Genomic DNA, 14670 nt, shown 5'->3' with positions numbered 1-14670 from the left:
ACCGAGCATAACCGAAGATGAGACAAGGTGTGACAAGAGGACCGCAGAGTGCCCCTCGTGGCGAGCAGGCTTGCCCTGCGTTGGGCTGCGCAGCAGACCCTTTTAAAAAGACCCCATTCTTTCTGGAAGAATGGGGTCGTTAGTTTTGGGGCTGCAGCGCAGCCCAACGCAGGGCAAGCCTGCTCGCCACAGGAGCCCACTCGGGCTAGTGAAATATCAGAAAAGCACCTTCGCCACATCCGCAAAGCGCTTGGCAAAGTGCACCGTCATGCCTTCCTTCAGGTACTCCGGCAACTCTTCAAAACTGCCACGGTTCGGCTCCGGCAGAATCAGTTCGTGGATCTTCTGGCGCCGCGCCGCAATCACCTTCTCACGCACGCCGCCAATCGGCAGTACATGCCCGGTCAACGTCAGTTCGCCGGTCATGGCCACGCCTTTTTTCGGCGCTTGATTGCGCGCCAGGGACAGCAGTGCGCTGGCCATGGTCACCCCAGCGCTCGGGCCGTCCTTCGGCGTGGCGCCTTCCGGTACGTGCAAGTGCACGAAGGCTTCGTCGAAGAACTTCGGGTCGCCGCCAAACGACTTCAGGTTTGAGCTGATGTAGCTGTAGGCGATTTCGGCGGACTCTTTCATCACCTCACCCAACTGCCCGGTGAGCTTGAAGCCGCGATTGAGGGTGTGGATGCGTGTCGCCTCGATTGGCAGCGTAGCGCCACCCATGCTGGTCCAGGCCAGGCCGGTGATCACACCGGTACCCGACAACACCTGTTCGTTGCGGAACACCGGCATGCCGAGGGAGCTTTCCAGGTCCTTGTTGCCGATCTTGATCACCGAGTTCGGTGCATCCAGCAGCTTGACCACCGCCTTGCGCACCAGTTTGCCCAGCTGTTTCTCCAACTGGCGTACCCCAGCTTCGCGGGCGTAGCCATCGATCAGTGCGCGCAGGGCGCCGTCGCTGATGCTCAGGCTGTTTTTCGAAACGCCGGCTTTTTCCAACTGTTTTGGCCACAGGTGGCGTTTGGCGATGGCGACTTTTTCTTCGGTGATATAGCCCGACAGGCGAATCACTTCCATACGGTCCAGCAGCGGGCCGGGGATCGAGTCCAGGGTGTTGGCGGTGCACACGAACAACACCTTGGACAGGTCCAGGCGCAGGTCGAGGTAGTGGTCGAGGAATTCGACGTTCTGCTCCGGGTCGAGGGTTTCGAGCAGCGCCGAGGCCGGGTCGCCCTGGAAGCTCTGGCCCATCTTGTCGATCTCGTCGAGCATGATCACCGGGTTCATCACTTCGACATCTTTAAGCGCCTGCACCAGCTTGCCCGGCAGGGCGCCGATGTAGGTGCGGCGATGGCCCTTGATCTCGGCCTCGTCGCGCATGCCGCCGACGCTGAAGCGATAGAACGGCCGCCCGAGGGACTCGGCGATGGATTTGCCCACGCTGGTCTTGCCCACGCCCGGCGGGCCCACCAGCAGCACGATGGAGCCGGCGACTTCGCCTTTATAGGCGCCCACCGCGAGGAACTCGAGAATGCGGCTCTTGATGTCATCCAGGCCTGCGTGGTGTTTGTCCAGCACCTTGCGCGCGTGTTTGAGGTCAAGTTTGTCCTCGCCATACACGCCCCATGGCACCGAGGTGGCCCAGTCCAGGTAATTGCGCGTCACTGCGTATTCCGGCGAGCCGGTTTCGAGGATCGACAGTTTGTTCAGTTCTTCATCGATACGTTTTTTCGCCTGGGCCGGCAGCACCTTGCCTTCCAGGCGTTGCTCGAACTGTTCGACGTCGGCGCTGCGGTCGTCCTTGGTCAGGCCCAGTTCCTGCTGGATGACCTTGAGCTGTTCCTTGAGGAAGAACTCGCGCTGGTGCTCGCCGATCTTGCGGTTCACCTCGGCGGAGAGTTCTTTTTGCAGGCGCGCGACTTCCACCTCCTTGCGCAGCATCGGCAGGACTTTTTCCATGCGTTTGAGCATCGGCACGCAGTCCAGCACTTCCTGCAGCTCATTGCCTGTGGCCGACGTGAGGGCGGCGGCGAAGTCGGTGAGGGGCGACGGGTCGTTGGGGCTGAAGCGGTTGAGGTAGTTCTTCAGCTCTTCGCTGTACAGCGGGTTGAGCGGCAGCAGTTCCTTGATCGCATTGATCAGCGCCATGCCGTAGGCCTTGACCTCGTCGGTCGGATCGCTGGGCTGGTGCGGGTATTCGACTTCCACCAGGTACGGTGGGCGGTGGTGCTTGAGCCAGGTTTTGATCCGCACGCGGGTCAGGCCCTGGGCGACGAATTGCAGCTTGCCGTTCTCGCGGCTGGCGTGGTGCACCTTCACCAGGGTGCCGTACAGCGGCAGGGCGGAGGTGTCGAAATGGCGTGGGTCTTCCGGCGGCGTGTCCATGAAGAACAGGGCGAGGGAGTGGTGGTCGGATTTGCTCACCAGCTCCAGGGTCTCGGCCCACGGCTCTTCGTTGACGATCACCGGCAGCACCTGCGCCGGGAAGAACGGCCGATTGTGGATCGGGATGATGTAGACCTTGTCCGGCAGGTTTTGCCCAGGCAGGGCCAGGCCGGTATTGGACGAAGGGGTTTCAGCGTTTTCGGGGTCGGCGTAATCGTTGAGGTCGTAATCAGGGAATTCTTGCTGGTCGCTCATGGGGCACCTGCATAAGGAAGTATGCAGGTTAGATGGGGCGGGGTAGCAGTGGTTTCAATGGTGGGGGTGAGATAGCAACATATTGCATGAAATTACTGCGGCGACATTGGCTAATGTGGGTTAGCTGATTTTGTGGAGGTAGGCGGGGAGTGGCTGTTCGGGCAATACCGAGAGCACCTTCAAGCGCTGCAACATCCGCTGCCGTGCCCGCTGCAAATGCTCGCGCAGATTCAGTGCCGCCGCGTCAAACGCGCCATGCAGCAGCAACTCTAGAATCAAGCGATGTTCGGCGAGCATGGCTGGATCCGCGCCGATCCCCAGCAATCGGTAGAAAATCCGGCTGATGATCATCGGGCTCTGGCCCTGGCGAATCAGCGCGGCAATCTTGCGGTTTTGCAGGCCGGCCAGGCAGCGCTGGTGCAGGTCCTCTTCGATCTGCTCGATGGCTTCCAGGCTGCAGTGGGGGCTGTCCTGGGCATCCCGCACACGTTGCAACATGGCTTCAAGCATGTCGCGGTCGAGGTCAGGTGCACTCTGGCGCAGGGCTTCGGGTTCCAGGCACGCGCGCAGTTCGTAATCTTCGGTGACCTCCCGCGCAGTCAAGGGCCCCGCCAGCCATTGCGAGTACGGCTCTTTTTCCACCAGGCCACGGTCGCGCAGGCGCATCAGCGCTTCACGCACCACCGCGCGGCTGACGCCGTAGTGGTCGGCGGCGGCTTGTTCATCCAGGCGGTAATGGCCGAAGGCGATGCAGGTAGACAGCGCCGCGCCGATTTCCTCGACGATGCGCTCGCCTAACGGGCGGGTGTCCACCAACTCGGCTTCGCCGTTCAGGCCCAGGTGCACATGGCTCAAGGGCAGGCGCAACGGTTCCACGGCCAGGCCTTCGGGGTTGATCAGGTAACCCCGGCCGTTGAAACGGCAGATCAAGCCTTCAGCGTGCAGCAGGTCCAGCGCCTTGCGCACCGGCACGCGGCTGGTGCCGAACAGTTCGGCCAGGGGCGCTTCCAGCAATACCAGCCCATGGCGCGCGGTGCCATTGACGATCGCGTCGCGCAATACCTGGTGAATCATCGCGTAACGGGAGGCCGAGGCGGACACTGCTTTCATCGATTTCTCAAAGGCATGTAGGACGATGGCCGGGGATTCTCTCATAAGTTGCGCCTGTCACTCTGCGCCACGTCGGTGGCACTTTTTTGGGGCCTTGAATGTAGGAATGTTACTTTTCTGCACCAAAATGTACTTATTAATAAAAGATACATTATTTCGTTAGAAGCGGTTCACAAGCGTATCGCAGGATTTTTTTCCATTGATCAACACCATCTAACCCGTAGCTCTGGGTAAGAAAGCGTAATCGCGCCAGGAACGTTACGCAGAGACTGGCACGAAAGCTGCCTTCTTAAAATGTACATTTTATGAATATGTACGTTTTATGAGGTTTTCCTGATGTCAGACGCCACTTCATTGGCCGAGGATTTCGCCAGCGGTCGCAGCGACCCGGTGCAAGTCCTTGAGCAGGCACTCGATCAAGCGAGCCGCTCGACCCGCGTATTTATTTCCCTGACCGCCGAACGCGCCCGCCGTGAGGCCGAAGCGTCCGCCGCCCGTTGGCGTGCCGGCCAGCCCTTGAGTGTGTTCGATGGGGTGCCCCTGGCCTGGAAAGATCTGTTCGACGTGGCCGGCAGCATCACCACTGCCGGCGCTGCCTATCGCCGCCATGCGCCAGCCGCCTTGCTCGATGCGCCGAGCGTGGGCCTGTTGTGCCGCGCCGGGATGGTCAGTATGGGCAAGACCAACCTCAGCGAACTCGCCTATTCCGGTTTGGGCCTGAACCCGCATTTCGGCACGCCGCACAATCCCCATGGCACGGACCAGGCGCGCATTCCCGGGGGCTCGTCGTCCGGGTCGGCGGTGGCGGTCGCGGCCGGTATCGTGCCGATCGCCATGGGCACTGACACCGCCGGTTCCATCCGCATTCCGGCGGCGCTCAACGGATTGGTGGGGTACCGCAGCAGCAGCCGGCGCTACAGCCGTGACGGTGTGTTCCCCCTGGCCCACACCCTCGACAGCCTCGGTCCGCTGACCCGCAGCGTACGCGATGCCTTGGCCATCGACGACCTGCTCCACGGCCGCAGCCAGCGCCACAGTGCCCGCAGCCTGAAAGGGCAGCGGTTTGTCTTGGAGCAAGGCGTGCTGGCCGACGTGGAACCTGCCGTGCGCAACAACCTGTTGCGCGCCGTTGAGCGAATGAAGGCGCAAGGTGCACTGATTGACGAGCGTGAAAGCACCGCGTTCCAGGCCACCCTCAACCTGATCAAGCACCACGGCTGGCTCGGCGCGTTCGAAGCCTTCGCCCTGCACCAGGCCCTGCTCGACAGCGCCGATGCCGAGCAACTCGACCCCCGCGTGCGCCGCCGCCTTGAGGCCGCACGCGCATTACCGGCCAGCCAACTGATCCACCTGACCGAGGCGCGTCGCCGCCTGCAACAGCAACTGCTCGACGAGCTCGACGGCGCGATCCTGATCACCCCCACCGTCGCCCATGTCGCCCCGGCGTTGGCGCCGCTTGAAGCCGACGACGAACTGTTTGTGAACACCAACCTCGCCACCCTGCGCCTGACCATGCCCGGCAGTTTGCTTGACATGCCAGGCGTCAGCCTGCCCAGCGGCGTCGATGCGCTGGGCTTACCCACCGGCTTGCTGCTCAGCGCTCCCAGTGGCGAAGACGCACGCCTGCTCAGGGCCGCCCTGTCGGTCGAAACAGCCCTCACTCTTTAAGGAGACACACCATGGCAAAAGACATCCTCTGTGCATTTGGCGTTGACGTCGACGCCGTTGCCGGCTGGCTCGGTTCCTACGGCGGCGAAGACTCGCCCGACGACATCTCCCGCGGCCTGTTCGCCGGTGAAATAGGTGCGCCGCGCCTGCTCAAACTGTTCGAACGCTACGGCCTGCGCACCACCTGGTTTATCCCCGGCCACTCGATGGAAACCTTCCCCGAGCAGATGAAGGCCGTGGCCGACGCCGGCCACGAAATCGGCGTGCATGGCTACAGCCACGAAAACCCGATTGCGATGACCGCCGAGCAGGAAGAAATCGTCCTCGACAAGTCCATCGAACTGATCACCCAAGTCACCGGCAAACGCCCCACCGGCTACGTCGCGCCGTGGTGGGAATTCAGCAAGGTCACCAACGAGCTGTTGCTGAAAAAAGGCATCAAGTACGACCACAGCCTGATGCACAACGACTTCCACCCCTACTACGTGCGCAAGGGCGACAGCTGGACCAAGATCGACTACAGCCAGCACCCCGACACCTGGATGAAACCCCTGGTGCGCGGCGAAGAAACCGACCTGGTGGAGATCCCGGCCAACTGGTACCTCGACGACCTGCCGCCGATGATGTTCATCAAGAAAGCCCCCAACAGCCACGGCTTCGTCAACCCGCGTCACCTGGAAGAAATGTGGCGTGACCAGTTCGACTGGGTCTACCGCGAGCACGAACACGCGGTGTTCACCATGACCATCCACCCCGACGTCTCCGGCCGCCCGCAAGTGCTGCTGATGCTCGAGCGCTTGATCGAACACATCCAGAGCCATGCCGGCGTGCGCTTCGTCACCTTCGATGAAATCGCCGACGACTTTATCCGCCGCCAACCGCGTACCTGATCCCAACCCCGGTAGGAGCGAGCTTGCTCGCGAAAAGCCTGAGAGCACCGCGTGCATTCAGGATGCCCGCGTCATCGTTGACGATTTTCGCGAGCAAGCACGCTCCTACAGAAAGCCCACTCCACCTCCCGAGGCGCGATTATGTCCATCTACAACAAGCTTGACCTGACTGGCTGGAAACCCCGGCAACTGACGTCCCAGGAAGTGCGCTTCGCCACCTGGATCGCGTTTTTCGCCTGGGTGTTTGCGGTGTATGACTTCATCCTGTTCGGCACCTTGCTGCCGGAGATCGGCCGGCACTTTGGCTGGGGTGAAGTGGAGCAGGCTGAAATCGCGACCTGGGTGGCGGTGGGTACCGCCGTCGTCGCCTTGGCCATCGGGCCGATTGTCGACAAGCTGGGACGGCGCAAAGGGATTATTTTCACCGTGGCCGGTTCCGCACTGTGCTCGGCGCTGACCGCCATTGGCGGGGCGTGGGGCAAGTCGCCGCTGATTCTGATCCGTTCTCTGGGCGGCCTGGGGTATGCCGAAGAAACCGTCAACGCCACCTATTTGACCGAGTTGTATGGTGCGTCCGAAGACCCGCGACTGACCAAGCGTCGCGGCTTCATCTACAGCCTGGTGCAGGGCGGCTGGCCGATCGGTGCGTTGATCGCCGCCGGTTTGACCGCGCTGTTGCTGCCTGTCATCGGTTGGCAGGGCTGCTTTATCTTCGCCGCGATCCCCGCGGTGGTGATCGCGATCATGGCGCGCAAGCTCAAGGAAAGCCCGCAGTTCCAGATCCACCAGCGCATCAGCCAGCTGCGTAAAAGCGGCGCTGTGAAAGAAGCGCAAAACGTTGCCGTGACCTACGGCGTGGATTACGACGAACACAGCAAGGCCGGTCTCAAGGCCGCCTTCCGTGGCCCGGCCCGCCGCGCCACATTGGTGATCGGCGCTGCGCTGCTGCTCAACTGGGCAGCGATCCAGGTGTTCAGCGTGCTCGGCACCTCGGTGATCGTCAGCGTGCACCACATCTCGTTCGAGAACTCGCTGATCATCCTCGTGCTGTCGAACCTGGTGGGTTACTGCGGCTACCTCAGCCACGGCTGGATGGGCGACAAGATCGGCCGTCGCAATGTGATCGGCCTGGGGTGGATGCTCGGCGGCCTGGCGTTTGCCGGGATGCTGTTTGGCCCGAGCAATATGCCGATGGTGGTCGGGCTGTACAGCCTGGGCCTGTTCTTCCTGATCGGGCCGTACTCGGCGGCGCTGTTCTTTATCAGTGAAAGTTTCCCCACCAGTATCCGCGCCACCGGCGGCGCGATCATCCATGCCATGGGCCCGATTGGTGCCGTGGTCGCGGGCTTTGGGGCGACCCAAGTGTTGTCCGCCGGCAGTGACTGGCAGACCGCCGCGCTGTGGTTCGGCGCGCTGCCGTGCTTTTTGTCCGGTGCCCTGATGTTTGCCGCACGCCATGTGCGTCCGGAAACCGTTCAGTAAGGAGAGTTCGATGAGCCGTAAAGTTGCCTTGATTACCGGCGCCGCCAGTGGCATCGGCCAAGCCCTCGCCGTGGCCTATGCACGTTGTGGCGTTGCGGTGGTGGGCGGGTATTACCCGGCCGACCCCCATGACCCGAGCACCACCGTGTCGCAGGTGGAAGAGGCGGGGGGCGAGTGCCTGATGTTGCCGCTGGACGTGGGCGATACCGCCTCGGTGGAGGCTCTGGCCGAACAGGCGGTACAGCATTTCGGCAGGCTGGATTACGCGGTAGCCAATGCCGGTTTGCTGCGCCGTGCGCCGCTGCTGGAAATGACGGATGAGCGATGGAACGAGATGCTCAATGTCGACCTGACGGGGGTGATGCGCACCTTCCGCGCGGCGACGCGGCATATGAACGAAGGCGGCGCGCTGGTGGCGATCTCTTCGATTGCCGGCGGCGTGTATGGCTGGCAGGACCACAGCCACTACGCCGCAGCCAAGGCCGGTGTGCCGGGGTTGTGCCGCTCGCTGGCGGTGGAACTGGCGCCCCTGGGCATTCGCTGCAATGCGGTGATCCCGGGGTTGATCGAAACACCGCAATCGCTGGATGCAAAGAACTCCCTCGGCCCGGAAGGCTTGGCAAAAGCTGCGCGCGCGATCCCGCTGGGGCGGGTAGGGCGCGCGGATGAAGTGGCGTCGCTGGTGCAGTTCCTGACCAGTGAGGCGTCGAGTTATCTGACCGGGCAGAGCATCGTCATCGACGGCGGCCTCACCGTGCGCTGGCCTGACTAAATGTGGGAGGGGGTAAGCCCCTCCCACATTGGAACTGTGTTTGCTTCAGGAGATTTTCATATGCCTCAACTAGATAAACGCCGCGCCGTGATCACCGGCGCCGGCAGCGGCATCGGTGCCGCCATCGCCCGCGCCTACGCCGTTGAGGGCGCGCGTCTGCTATTGGCCGACCGCCACGCCGCCAGCCTCGCCGAAACCGCGATCACCTGCCGTAACCTGGGCGCCGAAGTGGTCGAGTGCGTGGCCGATGTGGGCACGGTGGAAGGTGCCCAGGCCAGTGTCGACCGTTGCGTCGAACACTTCGGCGGCATCGATATCCTGGTCAACAATGCCGGCATGCTCACCCAGGCGCGTTGCGTCGACCTGTCCATCGAGATGTGGAACGACATGCTGCGCGTCGACCTCACCAGCGTGTTCGTCGCCAGCCAGCGCGCCTTGCCGCATATGCTCGCGCAGCGCTGGGGACGGATCATCAACGTGGCTTCGCAACTGGGCATCAAGGGCGGCGCCGAACTGACCCACTACGCTGCCGCCAAGGCCGGGGTGATCGGTTTTACCAAATCCCTGGCGTTGGAAGTGGCCAAGGACAACGTGCTGGTCAACGTCATCGCCCCCGGCCCGATCGAGACGCCATTGGTGGGCGGTATCAGCACCGACTGGAAACGCGCCAAGGCCGCCGAGCTGCCCTTGGGCCGCTTCGGTCTCGCGGACGAGGTGGCGCCCACCGCCGTGCTGCTGGCCAGCGAGCCGGGCGGTAACCTGTTTGTCGGCCAGACCCTGGGCCCGAACTCCGGCGATGTCATGCCATGAGTGAGGTGTAGCCATGTGCGGACTCTGCGGATTGCTCGGCGAAGACCTGCACTGGAGCGACCCCCTGGGCGATGAACTGCCCAGGCGCCGCGAACGCCTGCGCCGTATCGCTGCGATCAACCAGGTGCTGGCGGTGTTCCGGCTCAAGGTTGAAGACTTCCAGGGCGCGTCCTATCTGCTGTTGGGCGCCACCGGCAAACAGGAACTGGCGATCGGGCTGGATCAACTCTGGCAGGCGGCCGAGACCATGCTCGGCCGGCCGCTGGATCCCCTTGACCCGCGTCTACTTGACCACCTGGAAAACACCCCACTGTAGGAGCGAGCTTGCTCGCGAAAGACGTCAACGATAACGCGTGTTGTCTGGATGTACGCGGCGCTCTCGGGTTTTTCGCGAGCAAGCTCGCTCCTACAGGGCGTGGAGGTAAATATGAGCATTGCTCTAAATGTGATCACCGGTTTTCTCGGCAGCGGCAAAACCACCTTGCTCCAGCGCCTGCTGCAAGGCGAAAGCCTGGGCGGCACCGCGTTGCTGATCAACGAATTCGGCGATATCGGCATCGACCATCTGCTGGTGGAGGAAGTCGCGCCGAACACCGTGCTGCTGCCCAGCGGCTGCATCTGCTGCTCCATCCGTGGCGAGCTCAAGGACGCACTGCTCGGCCTGCTGCAGCGCCGCGAACGTGGTGAAATACCCGCGTTCAAACGGGTGATCCTCGAGACTACGGGCCTGGCTGATCCGGCGCCGATCCTCGCGACCTTGAACAACGACGTGCAACTGCGCGGGCGTTTTCATATAGGCCTGGTGATTACCCTGGTGGACGCCAGCCACGCCGCCCTGCAGGAACGCCTGCACCCCGAGTGGCTGGCCCAGGTCGCGGCGGCGGATCGCCTGCTGTTGAGCAAGACTGATCTGGTGGGGGACTGCGAACCGCTGCGCATGCATTTGCAGGCGCTCAACGCCGGTACGCCGATCCTCGATACCCACGCCATCCACAGCGGCGACCAACTGTTGCTCGGTGAAGGCCTGCGCAGTGCCGAGCCGGCCATGGAAGTCAGCCGCTGGCAATTGCACCAGACCACCAGCGCCAGCCACGGGGCGGCCCAAGTGTGCAGTATGACTTTCGACCAGCCGCTGGATTGGGTCGGCTTCGGGGTGTGGTTGTCGATGCTGTTAAGATGCCACGGCGAACGAATCCTTCGCGTCAAAGGACTGCTCAACGTGAACGCCAGTAACGCCCCCATCGTCATTCATGGCGTGCAGCATTGCCTGCATGCCCCGGTCCATCTGCCTGCCTGGCCAGGCACCGACCGGCAATCGCGCCTGGTGTTTATCCTGCGTGGCCTCGACCCTGCGCTGCTGCGGCGTTCCTTTGAAGTGTTCTCACGGCGGTTCGCCGGATGATCACCTTACGTGTGCTCGGCACCTCGGTCACCTTGCTCGAATGCCTGCGCGTGCGCGCCGAACAGGAACTGGGGATTCGCCTGGTGTACCAGGTGCACGACGTCGAACAGGCCCAGCGCATTGCGGTGATGCAGCCCGACAGCTATGACCTCTACGACCAATGGTTTCATAACGTCGACTTCGTGTGGCCGGCCCGGGCAATCCAGCCCATCGACACGCGGCGCATCGCGCTGTGGCACGAGATCAACGACTTGCCCAAGCGCGGGCGGCTGTCGCCCAATGACCGCCTGGGCAGCGGCAGCGTGCCCAGCGAGCGCCTATTCGTGCAGCACGATGGCAGCCTCGGCAGCACCGTCACCGAACGCATCAGCATGCTGCCGCTGACCCACAATGCCGACAGCTTCGCCTACCGCCCCGAACGCCTGCCCGAGGGGTTTTGCCACGGTAACGAAAGCTGGGGGTGGCTGCTCGACCCGGCCTGGCGCGCACGCACGGCGCTGCAAAGCGATGCCGCCATCGGCGCCCTGGATGCGGCGCTGGCCGTGCAGGGCGCGGGGCTGGCCAGCTTCAAGGACATCGGCAATATGAGCATCGAAGAGATCGATGTGCTTGCCGACATTCTGGTGCGCAAACAGAAGGAAGGGCATTTCGCCGCATTCTGGTCCGACGATGAAGAGGCTGCGCAACTGATGCTCAGCCCGAGTATCGACATCCAGAGCCTATGGTCACCGACCCTGATGCGCCTGCACCGCGCCGGGGTGAAATACCGCCTGGCGGTGCCCCGCGAAGGCTATCGCGCCTGGTTCGGCGGCTTGTCGTTGTCGCGCCATGCCCAGGGCCCGGTGCTGGATGCGGCGTACGCCTACCTCAATTGGTGGTTGTCCGGCTGGCCGGGCGCGGTGATGGCGCGCCAGGGTTACTACATCGGCAACCCGGCACGCAGCCGTGATCATCTGAGCAGTGCCGAATGGGATTACTGGTACGCCGGCAAGCCTGCACGGGAGGAGTTGCTCGGCAGTGATGGGTTGCCGTTGATCGATATCGGCGAAGTACGCGATGGCGGCTCCTATGAGCAGCGCATGGGGCATATCGCGGTGTGGAACTCGGTGATGGATGAACACAACTACCTGGTGCGGCGCTGGGGGGACTTCATGCGCGCCCGTGTTCTTTGACCGGCCTGGTAGGGTCAGTCGGTTGTCGCCAATAAAATGACAGTAAAATCCCCGGTTTTATTCGGTGCGCTTCTGCTTTGTCCCAGCTAATCTGCTAAAACAAAATTTCCATTGAAAATGGATGTTTTTTTGACGGCGGGTCTGGGCGCAAGGAATGCACATGACTAAGGGACGCGGCGGCAGAGAGAGGCGAACGCTGCCAGAGGGCACTGCCATGACGTGGCGCCATACGTTTCAAACCCGCATTGCCGGGGTGTTGGCGCTGTTGCTGCTGGTGGTGGTCGCCGCCACCTATTTCGCCGTGAAGAGCGCCACCACCCGTGCGGTGGAAAACCAGGCACAAGTGCAACTGCAAACCGGTAGCCAGGTGTTCGAACGCCTGTTGGAGCTGCGCGGGCGCCGCCTGCAATACGGCCTGGACTGGCTGACCGTCGACGGCCCGTTCAAGCAGGCGGTGGCCGAGGGCAAGGACGCGGCGATCCGCGCCGCCCTGCGTCGCCACGGTGCCGGCATGGGGACCAGTGAAGTGTTTGTGCTCGGCCTGGATGGCAAGGTCATGGTCAGCACCTTGCCTGTCCTCACTCGCGGCCAGTTCTTCCCCTATGACGACGCCCTGCGCCACGCGCGGCGCAGTGGCTTGCAGATGTTGATCGTGGCCATGGACGCTCGTCCTTACTTGCTGGTGCAGGACGAAGTGCTCGACCCGCTGCCCATCGCGCGGGTGGTGATGGGCTTTCCCATGGACACGCTGTTTGCCAATGAACTGCGCTCCATGAGCAACCTGGAGGTGTCATTCCTCAGTGTACAAAACGGCAGGCCCGGCGCGCTCTTCAGCACCCTGCCCGATGCGTATCAGGCCGACATCCTCAACCTGCTGCACCAGGGGCCGATCGACCCCGAGCCACGGATCCACCGGTTCTACGGCCAGCGCGTGCTCAGCCAAGTGTTGCCACTGGCCAACACTGGTGACGGCAATGAAGTGCGCGTGCTGTTGCAAACCTCGCTGGACCACGCGCTGGAATCCTTTGCGCCGCTGGACCGGCAGTTCCTTGGGATTGCCCTGGCGATGCTGCTGGTGTCGTTGGCCGGTGCGTTGTTCCTGGCGCGACGGGTATCGCGCCCGCTCAATGCGTTGGTGGAAGCGGCGGGGCGCATCGGTGCCGGTGATTACCGCACGCCGGTGCGGGTGCGCAGCCACGATGAGTTCGGCCTGCTGGCCCGCGCCTTCAATGCCATGCAAAGCGGTATCGCCGTGCGCGAGCGGCAACTGGCCCATAACGCCCTGCATGATCCGCTCACCGGCCTGCCCAATCGCGCGTTGGCCATGGAACGCCTGGGCAGTGCGATCAGCGCGCGGCGGCCGGTGGTGTTGCTCTACCTGGGCATCGAGAACTACCGCTTGATCAACGAGGGCTTCGGTCCCGAGGGCGTCGAGGAAATGCTCCGCGAAGCCAGCCGTTGCCTGTCCATGAGCCTGCTGGCCAGCGACACGGCGGCGCGCATTGCCGGCAGTGAGTTTCTGCTGTTGCTGGAGAATATCGAGATCGACCGCGCCGTGGCCCGCGCCGACCGCCTCTATGCGTTGCTCACCGAACCCCAGCGCATCGGCAACGACGAGGTGCGCCATGAAGTCAGCATCGGTATCGCCGCTTACCCCGCCGATGGCCAGCAGGTGGAAGAGTTGATCAACCGCGCCGCTATCGCCCGCCACGATGCGACGACGCTGCCGGGTTACCTGCAGATCTACCAGCAGGACCGCGACCTCGCCCACCAGCGCCAGATCAGCCTGATCCGCGACTTGCGCCGCGCTGCCGTCGAAGGCGAGTTGTACCTGTGCTACCAGCCCAAGCTCGACCTCAAGCACGGCCATGTGCGCCAGGCCGAAGCCTTGCTGCGCTGGCAGCATCCGACGCTGGGGCTGGTGTCGCCCGCCGAGTTCATCCCCCTGGCCGAACGCACCGGCAGCATGGGCGGCCTGACCCTGTGGGTGATCGAAGAAGCCATCCGCCAGGTCGGCGAGTGGGCACAGCGCGGCCTGCACATTCAGTTGTCGGTGAACATCTCGGTGGATGACCTGGCCGATGATGACCTGGCGATTCGCGTCACCACCCTGCTGATGCAGTACGGCGTGGCGGCCCAGCAACTGATTTTCGAGATCACCGAAAGCGCGATCATGCACAACCCGCAGCAGGCCTTGAGCGTGCTCGAGCAACTGCGCAGTTGCGGCATCAGCCTGTCAGTGGATGACTTCGGCACCGGCTACTCGTCGTTGGCGCAACTGCAGCGCCTGCCGGTGCAGGAGTTGAAGATCGACCAGTCGTTCGTGCGCAACCTCGACAGCACCAGTGGCGACGGCGTCATCGTGCGTTCGACCATCGAAATGAGCCATAACCTGGGGCTCAAGGTGGTGGCCGAAGGCGTGGAGTTCGAGCCCAGTCTCAAGCTGCTCAAGCTATGGAACTGCGACACCGCCCAGGGCTACCTGATCAGCCGGCCGCTGAATGCCATGGCGTTCGAGATGTGGATGCGGCGCGAGCGGCAATTGGTCTAGAAACCTCGCCTATGGACTACAGCTTTTGCGAGCGTGGTCGATAAGCTCTACAGAGCCTGACCGATTGCATAGGTTTTTACCGACCAGCGGCGGTGCCGAGCGTTGCATTGGGTGATGGCATTTTGCCTTGTTTGCGGCATCATACCGTCATTGGTTTTATCTTTCTGCCAAGGCTG

Annotated in this window: 11 protein-coding genes and 1 pseudogene; 9 read left to right on the top strand and 3 right to left on the bottom strand. The window is 62.9% G+C overall.

Going from position 1 to position 14670, the window contains the following annotated elements; translation table 11 throughout:
• Positions 1–216: 216 nt before the first annotated feature.
• A complete protein-coding gene (lon, locus tag J1G35_RS19835; protein WP_053133679.1) occupies positions 217–2637 on the bottom strand; it encodes an endopeptidase La in 2421 nt (806 codons plus the stop codon).
• 120 nt (positions 2638–2757) lie between these two features.
• A complete protein-coding gene (locus J1G35_RS19830) occupies positions 2758–3747 on the bottom strand; it encodes a GntR family transcriptional regulator (RefSeq protein WP_053133676.1) in 990 nt (329 codons plus the stop codon).
• 336 nt (positions 3748–4083) lie between these two features.
• Between J1G35_RS19830 and J1G35_RS19825 the strand changes: the two genes are divergently transcribed.
• Both J1G35_RS19825 and J1G35_RS19820 read left to right on the top strand, forming a co-directional pair.
• A complete protein-coding gene (locus J1G35_RS19825; RefSeq protein WP_223015796.1) occupies positions 4084–5415 on the top strand; it encodes an amidase in 1332 nt (443 codons plus the stop codon).
• Between the two features lie 11 nt (positions 5416–5426).
• Positions 5427–6305: a polysaccharide deacetylase gene (locus J1G35_RS19820; RefSeq protein ID WP_003234086.1), complete on the top strand. Its 879-nt coding sequence runs from the start codon at positions 5427–5429 to the stop codon at positions 6303–6305.
• Between the two features lie 10 nt (positions 6306–6315).
• Here J1G35_RS19820 and J1G35_RS30985 read toward each other — a convergent pair.
• Positions 6316–6402, bottom strand: a pseudogene (locus J1G35_RS30985) (outer membrane lipoprotein carrier protein LolA); the annotation flags it as partial.
• 44 nt (positions 6403–6446) lie between these two features.
• Between J1G35_RS30985 and J1G35_RS19815 the strand changes: the two are divergent.
• From J1G35_RS19815 to J1G35_RS19785, 7 genes are all read left to right on the top strand, one after another.
• On the top strand, positions 6447–7787 hold the full coding sequence (locus J1G35_RS19815) for an MFS transporter (RefSeq protein WP_223015795.1): 1341 nt from the start codon (positions 6447–6449) through the stop codon (positions 7785–7787).
• 10 nt (positions 7788–7797) lie between these two features.
• A complete protein-coding gene (locus J1G35_RS19810; RefSeq protein ID WP_223015794.1) occupies positions 7798–8559 on the top strand; it encodes an SDR family NAD(P)-dependent oxidoreductase in 762 nt (253 codons plus the stop codon).
• Positions 8560–8619: 60 nt separating this feature from the next.
• Positions 8620–9369, top strand: coding sequence for an SDR family NAD(P)-dependent oxidoreductase (locus J1G35_RS19805; RefSeq protein ID WP_223015793.1), 750 nt, complete (start codon positions 8620–8622; stop codon positions 9367–9369).
• Between the two features lie 13 nt (positions 9370–9382).
• The gene (locus J1G35_RS19800; protein ID WP_223015792.1) at positions 9383–9685 is read left to right on the top strand and encodes a hypothetical protein; all 303 of its coding nucleotides are present in this window, start codon (positions 9383–9385) and stop codon (positions 9683–9685) included.
• 111 nt (positions 9686–9796) lie between these two features.
• Positions 9797–10771: a GTP-binding protein gene (locus tag J1G35_RS19795; RefSeq protein WP_223015791.1), complete on the top strand. Its 975-nt coding sequence runs from the start codon at positions 9797–9799 to the stop codon at positions 10769–10771.
• On the top strand, positions 10768–11943 hold the full coding sequence (locus tag J1G35_RS19790) for an extracellular solute-binding protein (protein WP_223015790.1): 1176 nt from the start codon (positions 10768–10770) through the stop codon (positions 11941–11943). The genes J1G35_RS19795 and J1G35_RS19790 overlap by 4 nt, the downstream gene beginning before the upstream one ends.
• Positions 11944–12157: 214 nt before the next feature.
• Complete coding sequence (locus tag J1G35_RS19785; protein WP_223015789.1) at positions 12158–14494, top strand: bifunctional diguanylate cyclase/phosphodiesterase; 2337 nt, start codon at positions 12158–12160, stop codon at positions 14492–14494.
• Positions 14495–14670 lie beyond the last annotated feature (176 nt).

The sequence above is a fragment of the Pseudomonas sp. SH10-3B genome (genome assembly GCF_019891415.1).
GTDB lineage: Bacteria > Pseudomonadota > Gammaproteobacteria > Pseudomonadales > Pseudomonadaceae > Aquipseudomonas.
Note: the sequence above shows the minus strand (reverse complement) of the source record. Positions and strands in the feature narration are given on the sequence as shown.